General features: G+C 65.5%; 13 protein-coding genes and 1 pseudogene. 4 read left to right on the forward strand and 10 right to left on the reverse strand.

The features are described from left to right. Positions 1-13: 13 nt before the first annotated feature. Positions 14-124, forward strand: a pseudogene (gene dkgB, locus FXN65_RS11695) (2,5-didehydrogluconate reductase DkgB); the annotation flags it as partial. A gap of 101 nt (positions 125-225) precedes the next feature. On the opposite strand, the gene FXN65_RS11700 reads toward dkgB, so the two are convergent. The 9 genes from FXN65_RS11700 to FXN65_RS11740 form a co-directional block, all read right to left on the reverse strand. After that, positions 226-1377 (reverse strand): acyl-CoA dehydrogenase family protein, encoded by a 1152-nt coding sequence (locus FXN65_RS11700; protein ID WP_151133360.1) that lies wholly within the window; start codon positions 1375-1377, stop codon positions 226-228. A 28-nt stretch (positions 1378-1405) separates the two neighbouring features. Beyond that, positions 1406-2494 carry an enoyl-CoA hydratase/isomerase family protein gene (locus tag FXN65_RS11705; RefSeq protein WP_151133361.1) on the reverse strand — a complete coding sequence of 363 codons (1089 nt, stop codon included), beginning with the start codon at positions 2492-2494 and terminating at the stop codon, positions 1406-1408. A 2-nt stretch (positions 2495-2496) separates the two neighbouring features. After that, positions 2497-3387: a 3-hydroxyisobutyrate dehydrogenase gene (gene mmsB / locus FXN65_RS11710; RefSeq protein ID WP_151133362.1), complete on the reverse strand. Its 891-nt coding sequence runs from the start codon at positions 3385-3387 to the stop codon at positions 2497-2499. A gap of 36 nt (positions 3388-3423) precedes the next feature. Beyond that, the gene (locus FXN65_RS11715; RefSeq protein WP_151133363.1) at positions 3424-4197 is read right to left on the reverse strand and encodes an enoyl-CoA hydratase; all 774 of its coding nucleotides are present in this window, start codon (positions 4195-4197) and stop codon (positions 3424-3426) included. Positions 4198-4244: 47 nt separating this feature from the next. Continuing rightward, complete coding sequence (locus tag FXN65_RS11720; RefSeq protein ID WP_151133364.1) at positions 4245-5753, reverse strand: CoA-acylating methylmalonate-semialdehyde dehydrogenase; 1509 nt, start codon at positions 5751-5753, stop codon at positions 4245-4247. A 105-nt stretch (positions 5754-5858) separates the two neighbouring features. After that, positions 5859-7562 carry an AMP-binding protein gene (locus FXN65_RS11725; protein ID WP_151133365.1) on the reverse strand — a complete coding sequence of 568 codons (1704 nt, stop codon included), beginning with the start codon at positions 7560-7562 and terminating at the stop codon, positions 5859-5861. A 458-nt stretch (positions 7563-8020) separates the two neighbouring features. After that, positions 8021-9283, reverse strand: a complete 1263-nt coding sequence (locus FXN65_RS11730) for an OprD family porin (RefSeq protein WP_151133366.1) — start codon at positions 9281-9283, stop codon at positions 8021-8023. Between the two features lie 123 nt (positions 9284-9406). After that, positions 9407-11056 carry a cation acetate symporter gene (locus FXN65_RS11735; protein WP_151133367.1) on the reverse strand — a complete coding sequence of 550 codons (1650 nt, stop codon included), beginning with the start codon at positions 11054-11056 and terminating at the stop codon, positions 9407-9409. Further along, the gene (locus tag FXN65_RS11740) at positions 11053-11382 is read right to left on the reverse strand and encodes a DUF485 domain-containing protein (RefSeq protein WP_151133368.1); all 330 of its coding nucleotides are present in this window, start codon (positions 11380-11382) and stop codon (positions 11053-11055) included. Before FXN65_RS11740 ends, FXN65_RS11735 begins: the two co-directional genes overlap by 4 nt. Positions 11383-11851: 469 nt before the next feature. Between FXN65_RS11740 and FXN65_RS11745 the strand changes: the two genes are divergently transcribed. Both FXN65_RS11745 and FXN65_RS11750 read left to right on the forward strand, forming a co-directional pair. Continuing rightward, entirely contained in the window at positions 11852-12802 is a 951-nt protein-coding gene (locus tag FXN65_RS11745) for a LysR family transcriptional regulator (RefSeq protein WP_151138758.1), read from the forward strand. 64 nt (positions 12803-12866) lie between these two features. After that, a complete protein-coding gene (locus FXN65_RS11750; protein ID WP_151133369.1) occupies positions 12867-13259 on the forward strand; it encodes a GFA family protein in 393 nt (130 codons plus the stop codon). A gap of 38 nt (positions 13260-13297) precedes the next feature. On the opposite strand, the gene FXN65_RS11755 is transcribed toward FXN65_RS11750, so the two are convergent. Further along, entirely contained in the window at positions 13298-13849 is a 552-nt protein-coding gene (locus FXN65_RS11755) for a TetR/AcrR family transcriptional regulator (protein WP_151133370.1), read from the reverse strand. A 168-nt stretch (positions 13850-14017) separates the two neighbouring features. Here FXN65_RS11755 and FXN65_RS11760 point away from each other — a divergent pair, with 168 nt between their 5' ends. Further along, positions 14018-15175, forward strand: coding sequence for a MexC family multidrug efflux RND transporter periplasmic adaptor subunit (locus tag FXN65_RS11760; RefSeq protein WP_151133371.1), 1158 nt, complete (start codon positions 14018-14020; stop codon positions 15173-15175). Position 15176: the final 1 nt, after the last annotated feature.

Raw genomic sequence — 15176 nt, forward strand, 5'->3', positions numbered from 1 at the left:
GGCCTGAGGCACCCTGCTCGCCAGCGAGCTGCGCCTGGACGCCGAGGACATGGCGCAGATCGCCGCACTGGCGCGCAACGGCGGCGGTGTCAGCCCCGAGGGCCTGGCCCCGGTCTGGGACTGACAACCACGCTGGCTCCCTGAGCCAATTCGGCATGTTGCGCAGTCCAGCAAAAAAAACCGGGCGTCCCTCGGGAAAGGGAGCGCCCGGAAAACGTGGGTGACTCAGAGTTGCAGATTGGCCAGTTCGCGTGCGATCAGCAGTCGCTGCACTTCACTTGAGCCTTCGTAGATCTGGGTGATGCGCGCGTCCCGGTAGTACTTCTCCACCGGGTAGTCCTCCAGGTAGCCATAGCCGCCGTGGATCTGGATGGCGCTGGAGCACACCTGCTCGGCGATCTCGGAGGCGAACAGCTTGGCCTGGGAGGCCTCGGACAGGCAGGGCAGGCCGGCGCTCTTCAGGCGCGCTGCGTGAAGGATCATCAGGCGCGCGGCGTTGAGGCGGGTGTGCATGTCCGCCAGCAGGTTACCGATGCTCTGGTGCTCGATGATCGGCTTGCCGAACTGCACCCGTTCCCGTGCATACACAAGCGCCGCCTCGAAGGCTGCACGGGCGATGCCGAGCGCCTGGGCGGCGATGCCGATGCGGCCGCCTTCCAGGTTGGACAGGGCGATGGCCAGGCCCTTGCCGCGCTGCCCCAGCAGGTGCTCTTCCGGGATGCGGCAATCGCTCAGGGTCACGGCGCAGGTGTCCGAGGCCTTGATGCCCATCTTGTGCTCGCTGCGGTCGACGGCGAAGCCGGGCGTGTCGGTCGGTACCAGGAAGGCCGACAGGCCTTTCTTGCCCAGCTCCGGGTCGGTCACCGCGAAGACGATGGCGAGCTTGGCGCGCCGTCCGTTGCTGACGAATTGCTTGGCGCCATTGAGCACCCACTGGCCGTCCTTGAGCTCGGCGCGGGTACGCAGGTTGTGCGCTTCCGAGCCGGCCTGGGGTTCGGTGAGGCAGAAGCAGCCGATGGCGGCGCCACTGGCCAGGTCCGCCAGCCAGCGGTCTTTCTGGGCTTCACTCCCGTACTTGAGGATGGGGCCACAGCCAACGGAGTTGTGGATGCTCATCAGCGCGCCGAGGGCGCCATCGCCGGCGGAGATTTCCTCCACCGCCAGGGCATAGGCGACGTAGTCGATATAGGTGCCGCCCCATTCCTCGGGCACCACCATGCCGAGCAGGCCCAGCTCGCCCATCTGCTGCACCAGTTCGTCGTCGATCCAGCCAGCCTTTTCCCAGGCCTGGGCCTTTGGCGCCACCTCGGCTCGGGCGAATTCCCGCGCCATGTCGCGGATCATGCGTTGTTCTTCGGTGAGTTCGATATCGTGCATCGTGCGTTTCTCCCGCAGGCTGGTGCCGTCAGGCGGTGCGAAGGGGTTTGGCGGGGGCGGCCTTGAAACCGCTGAAGAAGGACAGCACCCGCTCTTGTGTCAGTTCCGCAAGGGTCGGTGGGTTCCAGCGCGGGTTCTTGTCCTTGTCGATGATCAGGGCGCGAACACCCTCCATCAGGTCACCCTTGTCGAACCACTGGTAGTCCAGGTGCAGTTCCAGGGCGAAGCAGTCGGCCAGGGACAGGTGACGTCCCCGGCGCAACAGCTCCAGGGTCACGGCCATCGCCAGGGGCGAGCGGCTGTCCAGCAGGCGCACGGTCTCCTCGGCCCAGTCGCGGAACTCGGGGCAGTCCTCGGCCAGCAACGACTGGCGGATGGCGGTGATATCGGGCTGGACGAAGTGCCAGTCGATGGCCTGGCGGAAGGCCTTCAGCTCCGAGCCGGGAATGCGCTCGGTGGCGAGGCCTGCCAGCAACTGGTGGAGGTTTTCCCGTGGGGCGTAGCTCCAGTTGAGGTTGTCCAGCGCCTGGTCCAGCTCGGCGATGCGTTCGCTGGGCAGGCAGTAGTCGGCAAGCCCGGCATAGAGCGCGTCGGCAGCACGTACATGGCGGCCTGTGAGTCCCAGGTAGGTACCCAGCTCGCCGGGCAGGCGCGGCAGGAAGTAGCTGCCGCCGACATCCGGGAAGAAGCCGATGCCGACTTCCGGCATGCCCATCCGCGTGCGCTCGGTGATGATGCGCAACGAGGCTGCCTGGGCCAGGCCCATGCCGCCACCGAGGACGAAGCCGTCCATCAGCGCCAGTACGGGCTTGGAGTAGCCGTGCAGGTATTCGTCCAGCGCGTATTCCTCTTCGAGGAACAGTTCGTGCTGGTTGTCGCCGGCCGCATGGCTCTCGTAGAGCATGCGGATATCACCACCGGCGCAGAACGCCTTCTCGCCCGCCCCGCGAATGACCACGGCGACGATTTCCGAGTCCTCCTCCCAGGCCCAGAGGTGGCGGCAGAGCAGGCGCACCATGGGCAGGTTCAGGGCGTTCAGTCCCTCCGGCCGGTTGAGGGTCAGGTGGCCGACGCGGTTGCGCACAGCGGCCAGGACCGGTGCCTCGTGCTCGCTCATGCTCAGGCTTCCCGGCGGAACAGGTTGATGATTGCGGAGAAGTCCAGGCCGCCGTAGCCCTGCAGGCTGAAGGTCTGGTAGAGCTGCTGGGCCGCAGCGCCGAGCACGACCGGTTGTTTGGCGTGGCGCGCGGCCTCGGTGGCCAGGCCCAGGTCCTTGAGCATCAGGTCGGTGCCGAAGCCGCCACTGTAGCCGCGCGAGGCCGGGGCGTTCTCCAGCACACCGGGGAAGGGGTTGTTGATTTCCGAACTCCAGCAGCGGCCGCTGGAGGTGTTGATGATGCCGGCTAGCACCTTCGCATCCATCCCGAGGGAAACGCCCAGGGCCATGGCTTCGGCGACGCCGACCATGGAGATGCCCAGCAGCATGTTGTTGGCGATCTTGGCCACCTGACCATTACCGCTGGCACCGCAGTGGACGATGTTCTTGCCCATGGCGGCGAGCAGGGGCTGGGCGTGGTCGAAGGCGCTGTCGGTGCCGCCGACCATGAAGGTCAGGGTGCCCGCTGCGGCGCCGCCGGTGCCGCCGGAGACCGGTGCATCGAGCATCGGATTGCCCTGGGCGGCAGCCGCCTTGGCCACTTCGCGGGCACTCAGCGGGTCGATGGTGGAGCTGTCGATCAGCAGTACGCCCCGGTTGACGTTGGCCAGGAGGCCCTCGGCGCCGAGGTAGACATCCTTCACGTGGGCTGCGGTGGGCAGCATGGTGATGATCGCCGCGACGCCGTCACGGGCCAGTTCCGCCGGGCCGTTGGTGGTGCGGGCGCCGAGCTCCACGAGGGCGGCGGTGGCCAGCGGCGAGGGATCGAACACGGTGAGGGTGTGACCGGCTTTGAGCAGGTTGCGGGCCATGGGGCCGCCCATGTTGCCGAGGCCAAGGAATCCGATATGCATGTTGGCGTCCTCCAGATATGGGGCCGGGAAATTCGGTCAGCGGTGAGTGAAGTTCGGGGCGCGCTTTTCAACGAAGGCGTTCATGCCTTCCTTCTGGTCGGCGCTGGCGAACAGCGAGTGGAACAAGCGCCGCTCGAAGCGCACGCCTTCATTGAGCCCCAGCTCGAAGGCGCGGTTGACGCATTCCTTGGTCATCATGGCGGCGGGCAGCGATTTGCCGGCGATGCCGCGCGCCACGGAGAGGGTTTCGTCCAGCAGGGATTCGGCCGGCAGCACGCGGGCTACCAGGCCTGCACGTTCGGCTTCCTCGGCGGTCAGCTGGCGGCCGGTCAGGCACAGCTCCATGGCCTTGGACTTGCCCAGGGCATGGGTCAGGCGCTGGGTGCCGCCGATGCCCGGAATGACCCCCAGGGTCAGTTCCGGCAGGCCGAATCGGGCGTTTTCGGCGGCGTAGATGAAGTCGCACATCAGCGCCAGTTCGCAGCCACCGCCAAGGGCGTAGCCGGCGACCGCGGCGATCAGCGGCTTGCGCCGTGCACCGATGCGGTCGGCGGCGGCGAAGAAGTCATCCAGGTAGATCTGCGGGAAGCCGAAGGCGGACATCTCCTTGATGTCGGCGCCGGCGGCGAAGGCCTTGGCCGAGCCGGTGATCACGATGCAGCCGACTCCGGCGTCGGCCTCCAGTTGGTCGAGCGCCTGGTTAAGCTCGGCGACCAGCTGCGAGTTGAGGGCATTCAGCGCCTTGGGGCGGTTCAGGGTGATCAGGCCGACACGATCCTGTACCGAGACCAGCAGGGTTTCGTATTCCATGGTGTTTCTCCAGGCGGGCCGGCGCGCCTGGCGCCGGCCCGGTGGGGTCATTTCAGGGTGATGGTGGTGTTCACCGCGCCGCCGACATCGTCCTCGTCGAACCAGCGCTGGGTAATGGTCTTGGTCTGGGTGTAGAACAGCACCACCTGCTTGCCGTAGGGGCCGAGGTCACCCAGCTTGGAGGCGCGGGAGCCGCTGAAGGAGAACAGCGGGACCGGCACCGGGATCGGTACGTTGATGCCGACCTGGCCAACGTCGATCTCTTCCTGGAAGTGACGCGCAGCGGCGCCGGAACGGGTGAAGAGGGCGGTGCCGTTACCGTTCGGGTTGGCGTTGATGAAGGCGATGGCCTCATCCAGGCTGGCGGCATTCACCACGCAGAGCACCGGCCCGAAGATTTCTTCGCGGTAGATGGTCATTTCCGTGGTCACGCCGGAGAAGATGGTCGGGCCGACGAAGTTGCCGTCCTCGTAGCCGGGTACTTTCGGGTTGCGGCCATCGAGCACCAGCTTGGCGCCTTCCTCGATACCGGTGGCGATCAGGCCGCTGATACGGTCCAGCGCGGAGCAGGACACCACCGGGCCGATGTCGGTACCCGGCTCGATACCGGCATTGACCTTGAGGGTCTTGGCCTTTTCCACCAGGTCCGGCAGCCAGTTCTGCGCCTCGCCTACCAGGATCACCACCGGCAGGGCCATGCAGCGCTGGCCGGCGGCGCCGAAGGAGGCGCCCAGCAGGTTGTTCAGGGTCTGCTGCTTGTTGGCGTCGGGCAGGACGATGGCGTGGTTCTTGGCGCCCATCATGCATTGCGCGCGCTTGCCGTTCAGGGAGGCGCGGTTGTAGACGTGGGTGCCCACCTTGGTGGAGCCGACGAAGGATACGGCCTTGATGTCCGGGTGGTCGCAGATGAGGTTCACGGCATCGACGCCGCCATGGATCACGTTCAGCACGCCTTTGGGGATACCGGCTTCCAGCGCCAGTTCAACCAGGCGCATGGTCACCAGCGGGTCCTGCTCGGAGGGCTTGAGGACGAAGGTGTTACCGCAGGCGATGGCCATGGGGAACATCCACAGCGGGATCATCGCCGGGAAGTTGAACGGGGTGATGCCGGCGCACACGCCGATCGGTTGCAGCAGGGTGTAGGTGTCTACGCCATTGGCCACGTTATTGGCCAGCTCACCCATCTGCAGGGTGCCGATATTGGCGGCGTGCTCCACCACTTCCAGGCCACGGAAAACATCGCCCTCGGCGTCCGGCAGGGTCTTGCCCTGTTCAGCGGTGAGCAGGGCAGCCAGCTCCTTCATGTTTTCGCGGATCAGCTGCTGGTACTTGAGGAAGATGCGGGCGCGGGCGCCGATGGGGGTCTTGCGCCAGGTCTTGAAGGCTTCCTGGGCGGCAGCGACGGCGGCATTCATTTCGTCCTGGGTGGCGAAGGGCACGCGAGCGAGCACTTCCTGGGTGGCCGGGTTGACCACGTCGCGCCATTGCTGGGTCCTGGATTCGACGAATTCGCCATTGATGAGCAGCTTGACGCTGGGAACGCTGGAAGAAGTCATTTACGGGTCCTGCCTGCTTTCGTTGGGTCGAGTGAGTCCCCTCGGTGCCAGGCGCCGAGCGGTCGGGTTTTCGGTCGGGAGGCCGGCGTCGGTGCCGGCCGGTGGTCAGCCCTTGAGTTGCGGGAAGTCTTCTTCGAAGTACTCCTGCTCACCCCGTGCATCGCTTTGGCGGCGCTGCACTTCCATCTGCCGCAGTTCCACCCGGCGGATCTTCCCGGAGATGGTCTTGGGCAGTTCGCGGACGAACTCGATACGGCGTACCCGTTTGTAGGGCGCCAGGTGTTCGCGGGCGAAGGCGAGGATGTTGCAGGCGAGTTCGGCGCTGCCGGGCTCGTCATGGGCGAGGATCAGGAAGGCCTTGGGCACCGCCAGGCGCACCGGGTCCGGGCTGGGCACGATGGCCACTTCCATCACGGCGGGGTGCTCGATCAGGGCGCTTTCCAGTTCGAAGGGGCTGATGCGGTAGTCGGAGGCCTTGAACACGTCATCGGCGCGGCCGACGAAGGTGATGTAGCCGTCTTCGCAGATCTGCGCGGTATCACCGGTGCGGTAGTAACCGTCGCGCATCACTTCGGCAGTTTTTTCCGGGCTGTCCTCGTAGCAGAGCATCAGGCCCAGGGGGCGTACATCAAGGGGCAGGGCCACTTCGCCTTCGTTGCCGGGCTGGCCGTCGGGGTCGAGCATGGTCACCCGGTAGCCGGGCAGCGGGCGTCCCATGGAGCCGGGCTTGAGCTTCTGGCCGGGGGTGTTGCCGACCAGCGCGGTGGTTTCCGACTGGCCGAAACCGTCACGCAGCCACAGGCCCCAGGCGTGATGGACCTGCTCGATGATTTCCGGGTTCAGCGGTTCACCGGCACCCACCAGCTCACGCAGGCGCAGGCGGTCGCGGTAGCTGGCCAGGTCTTCCTGGATCAGCATGCGCCACACGGTGGGCGGCGCGCAGAGGCTGGTGATGCCGTAGCGTTCCAGCACGCCCAGCAGGGCCGGGGCGCTGAAGCGCGAGGTGTTGTGGATGAAGATGCAGGCGCCGGCGTTCCACGGGGCGAAGAAGCAGCTCCAGGCATGCTTGGCCCAGCCGGGGGAGGAGATGTTCAGGTGCAGGTCGCCGGGCTGCAGGCCGATCCAGTACATGGTGGAGAGGTGGCCGACCGGGTAGCTCTGGTGGCTGTGCAGCACCATCTTCGGCTTGGAGGTGGTGCCGGAGGTGAAGTAGAGCAGCATCGGGTCGGTGGCCAGGGTCACGCCGTCGGCCTCGAACTCGGCGGAGTATTCCAGGGCGGCGTTGTGCGGCGTCCATCCCGGTGCGCCCTGGCCGACGCTGATGCGGGTGCAGCCTTCGGCCAGGCCCTTGAATTTGTCCAGGTTGGCGCTGCCGACCACCAGATGGCGGACACGGCCGCGCTCGATGCGGTCGCGCAGGTCTTCGGGGGTGAGCAGGGCGGTGGCGGGAATCACCACGGCGCCCAGCTTGAAGGCGGCCAGCATGGTCTCCCACAGGGCGATGTCGTTGCCCAGCATCATCAGGATGCGCTCGCCGCGCTGAACGCCTTGGGCACGCAAGTGGTTGGCGACGCGGTTGGAGCGTGCGGACAGTTCCTCGAAGCTGTAGCGGCGCTCGCTGCCGTCTTCTTCGACTATCCAGAGTGCGGTGGCCTGGTTGCCCTTGGCCATGCCGTCGAAGTAATCAAGGGCCCAGTTGAACTCGACCAGTTGCGGCCAGCGGAAGTCACGTACGGCGGTGTCGTAGTCGGTGCGGTTGGCCAGCAGGAAGTCACGGGCGGCCAGGAAGGGAAGGCTGTTGTGGTTCATGGTGCGTGCCCTTGATTGTTTTTGTCGGGTCTTTCGGCCTGTGGCCGGGTTGGTGGGTTGAGTATAGGTGGGCGCAAATCAAATAAGAACGCGCAGAAAAACCGGTACGATGTGCAAAAAAATCATAGGTGCTGGTTGCTCTTTCTGAAGCGACTGCGGCAGGTCGATTGAGTTACGCAGCACAGCTTTTGTGTAGGAGCGAGCTTGCTCGCGAAAGGTTTGGCTCGGAAGGTTCGCGAGCAGCGCTCGCTCCCAAGAATGCTGCGTACCGACCTTTGGGGCGGGGTTGGGGTTCGTCTTGTTGGGCCTGGCTGCGCTCTGCGCCAACCTACAAGCGCTGAGGCCTTGCTTGTGGGAGCGAATTCATTCGCGATGGCAGCGTACCTGCCCCCTGGGACATCCAGGGCGAACCTGCGGTCCGCTTTCGCGAATGAATTCGCTCCCACAGATCCTCGTCGTTACCAGAGCGGCAGGGTGTAGCTGAGGATCAGGCGGTTCTCGTCCAGGTCGTTGCCGAAATTGGTCGAGCGCACCGTGGCGTTACGCCACTTGAGCCCGAGGTTCTTCAGCGGACCGCTTTGCACCACGTAGGCGATGTCGGTGTCGCGTTCCCATTCCTTGCCGTCCTCGCGGCCGGTGCCCAGTTCCACGCCGTCGCCGCTGAGGTAGCGGGTCATGAAGGTCAGGCCCGGAATCCCCACGGCGGCGAAGTTGTAGTCATAGCGCGCCTGCCAGGAGCGTTCCTCACGGTTGGCGAAATCGCTGATCTGCACGAAGTTCACCAGGTAGGCATCGCTGCCGTTGACGTAGGCGAAGCCGGTGTCGCCGCTCATGCGCTGGTAGCCCAGGCCCAGTGCGTGGCCGCCGATACCGTAGGTGAACATGGCGCCGAAGGCCTTGTTGTCGACATTGCTGCCGCCCTCGTCAGTGGAGCGGGCGAAGCGCAGGTCGCTCTTCAGGCTCTGGCCATCACCCAGGGGAAGCAGGTGGTTCAAGGTCAGCATGTGCTGGCGGTAGAAGTCGTCCAGGCGGCCGAAGCCGTAGCCGGTCGTCAGGGCATCGTTCCATTTGTAGCTGAGGTTGGCGAAGTCGAAGGCGTCGCTGGTGGTCTGGCGGGCACGGATGTTCTTCACGCCGACGCTGGTGACACCCATGTCTTCGTAATCGGAGGAGTCGCGCTGGTTCACCTGGCGCAGGCGTCCGGCGTCGAAGGTCAGGCCGTCGATCTCCAGGGAGTTGAGCTGGCCACCCTCGAAGGTCTGCGGCAGCAGGCGCGAGTCGTTGGCCAGCAGCACCGGTAGCTTGGGCATCAGGGTGCCGAGCTTGAGGGTGCTCTTCGAGGCACGCAGCTTGGCGGTCAGACCCAGTTCACCGTACTCGTCCTGGGCGCGCTTGGGCGCTTCGCGATCACGCTTGAGCAGGCCGGAGCCGCTGCGGTCCGGGCTGGAGTCCAGCTTCACGCCCAGCAGGCCGATAGCGTCCAGGCCGACGCCGATGCTGCCTTCGGTGAAACCCGACTCGTAGCGCAGGAGGAAGCCCTGGGCCCATTCCTCGGCTTTGCTCTGCGGCGCGGCGTGTTGGCGGAAATCGCGGTTGAAGTAGAAGTTGCGCAGTTCCAGGCTGGCCTTGGAGTCCTTGATGAACTCGGCGCTGGCTGGGGACGAAAGCAGCACTGCGCTGCTGCTCAGTAGCAGGCTGGAGGTGAGGAGGGAGCGTTGCATGGAGGCCTCTTGTAGTTGTAGTGGACGAACGGAGACGTACCGGCCTGGTGGGCCGGTAGCGGAATGGCAAAGGAAAAAAGGCACGCCGCAAAGGAGCGACCGGCGTGCCGGATAACGCGGTGGTCAGTGGCTGCTGGCGGCTGCCGCTCCCAGGCCGGTCTGCGCACGCACGAACTGGTCGGCGTAGGCGGCGCGCTCACGGCTGGCGCGGGCGCTGCGGTCGAGGCTGGACACCAGCACGATCACGACGAAGGCCAGGGGCATGGAGAACAGCGCCGGCTGGTCGTAGGGGAAAATCGCCTGGGCGTGACCCAGCACCCCGACCCACACCGCAGGTCCGCAGATCACCAGGGCCAGTGCGCTGATCAGGCCGGTCATCCCGCCCCAGAGCGCGCCGCGGGTGGTCAGGCCCTTCCAGTACATGGCCATGATCAGCACCGGGAAGTTGGCCGAAGCGGCCACGCCGAAGGTCAGGCCCACCAGGAAGGCGATGTTCATCTGCTCGAAGAGAATGCCCAGTCCAATGGCTATCACGCCGATGGCCACGGTGGCGATGCGCGATACGCGCATTTCATCCTTCTCGCTGGCCCGGCCTTTCTTCAGCACGGTGGCGTAGAGGTCGTGGGAGATGGCCGAGGCACCCGCCAGGGCGAGTCCGGCGACCACCGCGAGGATGGTGGCGAAGGCCACGGCGGAGAGGAAGCCGAGGAACAGGTTGCCGCCCACCGCCTGGGCCAGGTGCATGGCCACCATGTTGCCGCCGCCGACCAGGGCGCCGCCGAGCTTGCCGTCGACGAAGAACTGCGGATCGGTGCCGACAATGACGATGGCGGTGTAGCCCAGCACGCAGACCACAAGGAAGAAGAAGCCGATGAACAAGGTGGCGAACAGCACCGAGCGACGTGCTTCCTTGGCGTTGGGCACGGTGAAGAAGCGCATCAGGATATGCGGCAGGCCGGCGATGCCGAACACCAGGCCAAGCGACAGGGACACCGCGCTGATCGGGTCTGCCAGCAGGGTGCCGGGGCCCATGATCCTGGTGCCGCTGGCGTGTACGGCAACGGCGCGCCCGGCCAGTTCTTCGAAGCTGAAGCCGAACTCGCTCATCGCCATCAGGACCAGCGTGGTACCACCGGCGAGCAGCAGCACCGCCTTGGTGATCTGCACCCAGGTGGTGGCGATCATGCCGCCGAAGATCACGTAGATCAGCATCAGCACGCCGACCACCACCACCGCCAGCTGGTAGTCCAGTCCGAACAACAGCTTGATCAACTGGCCAGCGCCGACCATCTGCACCACCAGATAGCAGCAGACGACGGTGAGCGAACCGAGGGCGGCGAAGCTGCGCACGGAGGTCTGGTCGAGGCGATAGGAAACGATGTCGGCAAAGGTGTAGCGCCCCAGGTTGCGCAGGCGCTCGGCCATCAGGAAGGTGACGATGGGCCAGCCGACGAAGAAGCCGATGATGTAGACGAAGCCGTCATAACCCTTGGCGAATACCAGGCTGGAGAGCCCCAGCAAGGTCGCCGCCGACATGTAGTCGCCGGCGATCGCCAGGCCGTTCTGGAAGCCGGAGATGCCGCCGCCTGCGGTGTAGAAGTCCGCGGTGGAGCGGGTGCGCCGGGCGGCCCACCAGGTGATGGCCAGGGTGGCGAGGACGAAGACGAAGAACATGCCGATGGCGTGGAGATTGAGCGGCTGCTTCTCCGCTGTGATCGGGCCGGCGAAGCTGGTCAGCGGTGCGAGGGCGAGCAGGGCGATGAGCGCTTTCATGCGAGGTTCTCCTCGAGGATTTCCGCGCTCAGGGCGTCGAAGCGGGTGTTGGCGTGGCGCACGTACCAGGCGGTCAGCAGCCAGGAGAAGATGATGATGGCGGCGCCCAGCGGAATGCCCCGGCTGAGGTTGCTGCCCTCGTACAGCGGCAGGTGCAGCCAGCCGGGTACGAAGGCCACCAGCATGATGAACAGGTAATAGATCGCCAGTACCAGGGCGCTGAGGGACCAGGCGAGGATCGCCCGTTGGCGGGCCAGGCGCTGGAACTTGGGGTTGGCCTTGATGCGCTCATAGGCCGGGGAGTGGGTGGTGTGGTGAGGGTTCATTTCGGGCTCCGCTTTAGTTGTTGTTGTCGTGCCTTTGGCTGCCGCCTTTTCCGGGCGTGCAGCACTCCCGGCGGCGTCCCGTGGGACGTCGCCAAGTTCGCCGTCGCTGTTCGAGTGGGGAGGGGTGTCAGCGACCGCCGGCCCCTCCAGGGGCCAGCAGGTGATGGGTTGCGCTGTGGCGTCTGGCAGCCGGTATGTGCGGCAGCCCAGGGGCAACCGGAGGGCAGGGCGCAGTCGTGCCGGCGTCGGTCCTCCATGATCGGGGCATCGCGTATCCGGCGATGCGCTGGCAAGGCATGTGCCCGGCACGGAGGCCGGAGATCAGGCATGCGCTCATGCTCGTAGCCCTGTGTTCTTGTTGGCTGAGGGGCTGGCCCGGCCGCGAAAAAATCACTTGGCCGTGGGGCGATGGCTGTGAGTATATGTAGGCATCCATCCACCAATGAACAGACAAAAAATCCTGATGGACATGCAAAAAAGTGCCAGCCTCGAACAGGTGAAGTGGGATGACCTGCGCTTCTTCCTTGAGGTCGCCCGTACGCGTACCGCCACCGGGGCCGCGCGACGCCTGGGCGTCGACTACACCACCGTATCGCGGCGGGTGCGCGCCCTGGAGCAGGCACTGGGTGCGCTGCTGTTCGAAAAATCGCGTGCCGCCGGCTTCGTTCTTACGGTGGAAGGGCAGCGCCTGCTGGGCCATGCCGAAACCCTGGAAAGCACGCTGCAGGCTGCTTGCGAGCAGGTGTCGGGTACGCGCCTGGGGCTCTCCGGCCATGTGCGCATCGGCTGTACCGAAGGCTTTGGTTCCTACTTCGTGACGGCACAGATGAGTCGTTTCCTCGAGCGCTATCCGCACATCTCCGCCGACATCCTGCCGGTGCCGCACTTCGTCAGCCTGTCACGGCGCGAAGCGGATATCGCGATCACCCTGGAGCGGCCCGAACGCGGTCCCTACGTCTGTTCGAAACTGGCCGACTATCGCCTGCGCCTCTACGCCACGCCTGAATACCTGGCCGCGCATGCGCCGATCGAGACCCGCGAGGATCTGGCGGGACACCCCTTCATCACCTACGTCGAAGACCTGGCGTTCAGCCCCAAGCTGCTCTATCTGAACGACCTGCTGCCGGGGGCCATGAGCCAGTTGCGCAGCACCAGTGTCATCGCCCAGTACCAGGCGGCATTGCAGGGACGGGCGCTGGCCATCCTGCCGTGCTTCCTGGTCGCAGGTGATTCCCGATTGCAGGCGGTGCTGCCGGACGAGGTGGAAGTTACCCGGCAATTCTGGATCTACTACAGCGAGGATCTGCGGCGCCTCAAGCGCATAACCCTCGTCGCCGAATACCTCCATCGTTGTGCCGATCTCAACCGTGGATGGCTGATGGGGGAGGAACACAGGTTGCAGGTTCCAACTCTGGAGTGAGGGTCCGGCGCGTTCGAGGATCGTCCTCGGTGCCGGCACGTCACACGGGAAGAGGAGACGTGATATGGACCGATTCACCGGCGGTTGCCTGTGCGGCAATGTTCGCCTTGCGGCGACGGGGCGCCCGTACCGCGTCGGCATTTGCCATTGCCTGGACTGTCGCAAGCATCATGGAGCACTGTTTCATGCGTCCGCGGTGTTCCCCCAGGAGGCCGTGACGATCGAGGGCGAAACGCGCGACTACGCCGGGCGGTTTTTCTGTCCCCGTTGCGGCTCATCCGTTTATTCGCGCACCGCTGACGAAATCGAAGTGAACCTCGGCTCCCTGGATGCTCCTGACCAGCTGAAGCCGACCTACGAGCTCTGGAGCATCCGTCGCGAGTCCTGGTTACCGCCGTTCCCATTCACGCGGCGGTATGAGCGTGATCGCGAAGGCACGGGGCGCACCGAGGATTGAGCATTGCACGCAGTGCGGGCGATGAGGATCAAGCGAACTCAGACACCCGCGCCGTGCAGGAACATCTGCTCCAGCACATTGGCTGAACTGGAACTGGCCGCCCGCCCACGGCGCTCGGCATCGACCATACCGTAGACCATGGTGGTGAACAGTTCGGTGAAGACCGCCGCGCTGATGTCGATGCGAAACACGCCTTGTTGCTGGCCGCGCAGGAAAAAGGCGTCCAGGGCGTGGATGTAAGACAGCCAGCGCGCGCCACCTGCCTCCGGAGTGAGGAACTCGGGGCTGTACTGGAACATCAGGAAAACCAGCATCTCGCGGTGGGTCAGGTGCTCATCGATCAACTGGCGCAGCGCGTCCAGCGGTTCGGCCTGCTCCAGGTCGGCGGTGGCGATTATCTGGTTGAGCAGCTCCTCGCCGTGGCTCTCCAGCATGTCCACGAGATTGTCGCGCGTGCCGCAGAAGCGGTGCAGCGTCGCCTTGCTCACTCCGGCCGATTCCGCCAATTCCTTCAACGTCGCACGCGGGCGATCGACGATGGCCATGGCCAGTGCTTTCAGGAGTCGTTCGTCGTGGGCAGTCAGGGGCATCAGCGGGTCTCGGCTCGGTTTCGGGTTGCGCGCATTGTGCAGAAAAAGTCCAGCGCGTCCAAAAGGCAATGACACATCCAAACACAAATGAATCAAATGAGACAATAGTGACTCATTCAAATCTTGAGGAGATCATCTGCGCCGTTTTCAATCTGCCGTGGGTGAATCATGGGTCGTGTACGTGAAGTTGGGATGGTCTGCGCCCTGGTGGCGCTGATGACGTTGATGACGCTGGCGGGGTGCGGCCCTGCGGAGGAGCAGGAGGCCCAGGCAGAAGTAGCGCGACCGGTTGCCGTGTTGACCGTGGCCACCGAGCCGCTGGTGCTGACCTCGGAGTTACCGGGCAGGATCGAGCCCGTGCGTGTCGCCGAGGTGCGTGCGCGGGTGGCTGGCATCGTCCTGGAAAAGCGCTTCGAAGAAGGCGCGGACGTCAAGGCCGGCGACCTGCTGTTCCAGATCGACCCGGCCCCGCTCAAGGCGGCCGTTTCCCGCGCAGAGGGCGAACTGGCCCGCGCCAAGGCCGCGCTGTATGAAGCCCAGGCACGCGTGAAGCGATACGCGCCGCTGGTGGAGATCGAGGCGGTGAGCCGCCAGGATTTCGACAGCGCCATGGCTGACCTCAGTGCCGCGCAGGCGACGACCCGCACGGCCCAGGCTGACCTCGAAACCGCGCGTCTGAATCTGGGTTATGCCTCGGTCAAGGCACCGATTTCCGGGCGCATCGGTCGCGCGCTGGTGACCGAGGGCGCGCTGGTGGGGCAGGGCGACGCCACCCTGATGGCGCGCATCCAGCAACTGGACCCCGTGTATGTCGATTTCACTCAGTCGGCGACGGACGCCTTGCGCCTGCGTGAAGCGCTGAAAGCCGGAAATCTTTCCGCGGGCGACAGCAGCGCGCTTTCCATTCGCGTCGAGGGCACCGAATACGAGAGCAAGGGTTCGCTGATGTTCACCGACGTGGCGGTGGACCCGGGCACGGGCCAGGTTTCCCTGCGCGGCAAGTTCGCCAACCCGGACGGCGTCCTGCTTCCGGGCATGTATGTGCGCGTGCAGGCCCCCCAGGGCATGGACGATCGGGCCACCCTGGTACCGCAGCGCGCTGTGCAGCGTACCGCCGACGGCGGTGCCCTGGTGCTGGTGGTCGGCGAGGACAGCCGTGCCGAAGTGCGCGCCGTGAAAACCGGCGTCATGCAGGGCGCGCGCTGGCAGATCAGTGAAGGGCTGAAGGGGGGCGACCAGGTCATAGTCGGAGGCCTCGCCGGACTGCAGCCCGGTGCCAGGGTCGCGCCGCAGCAGGCGCAGGACCAGCAGGTGTCGCGCCAATAAG

It is taken from the genome of Pseudomonas lalkuanensis (assembly GCF_008807375.1).
Lineage (GTDB): Bacteria > Pseudomonadota > Gammaproteobacteria > Pseudomonadales > Pseudomonadaceae > Metapseudomonas > Metapseudomonas lalkuanensis.

Coding starts and splice junctions, on each gene's coding strand:
- FXN65_RS11745 (WP_151138758.1), top strand. CDS start 11,852: ATGCAAAAAAGTGCCAGCCTCGAACAGGTGAAGTGGGATGACCTGCGC.
- FXN65_RS11735 (WP_151133367.1), bottom strand. CDS start 11,056: ATGAAAGCGCTCATCGCCCTGCTCGCCCTCGCACCGCTGACCAGCTTC.
- FXN65_RS11740 (WP_151133368.1), bottom strand. CDS start 11,382: ATGAACCCTCACCACACCACCCACTCCCCGGCCTATGAGCGCATCAAG.
- FXN65_RS11725 (WP_151133365.1), bottom strand. CDS start 7,562: ATGAACCACAACAGCCTTCCCTTCCTGGCCGCCCGTGACTTCCTGCTG.
- FXN65_RS11730 (WP_151133366.1), bottom strand. CDS start 9,283: ATGCAACGCTCCCTCCTCACCTCCAGCCTGCTACTGAGCAGCAGCGCA.
- FXN65_RS11715 (WP_151133363.1), bottom strand. CDS start 4,197: ATGGAATACGAAACCCTGCTGGTCTCGGTACAGGATCGTGTCGGCCTG.
- FXN65_RS11760 (WP_151133371.1), top strand. CDS start 14,018: ATGGGTCGTGTACGTGAAGTTGGGATGGTCTGCGCCCTGGTGGCGCTG.
- FXN65_RS11755 (WP_151133370.1), bottom strand. CDS start 13,849: ATGCCCCTGACTGCCCACGACGAACGACTCCTGAAAGCACTGGCCATG.
- FXN65_RS11705 (WP_151133361.1), bottom strand. CDS start 2,494: ATGAGCGAGCACGAGGCACCGGTCCTGGCCGCTGTGCGCAACCGCGTC.
- FXN65_RS11700 (WP_151133360.1), bottom strand. CDS start 1,377: ATGCACGATATCGAACTCACCGAAGAACAACGCATGATCCGCGACATG.
- FXN65_RS11750 (WP_151133369.1), top strand. CDS start 12,867: ATGGACCGATTCACCGGCGGTTGCCTGTGCGGCAATGTTCGCCTTGCG.
- mmsB (WP_151133362.1), bottom strand. CDS start 3,387: ATGCATATCGGATTCCTTGGCCTCGGCAACATGGGCGGCCCCATGGCC.
- FXN65_RS11720 (WP_151133364.1), bottom strand. CDS start 5,753: ATGACTTCTTCCAGCGTTCCCAGCGTCAAGCTGCTCATCAATGGCGAA.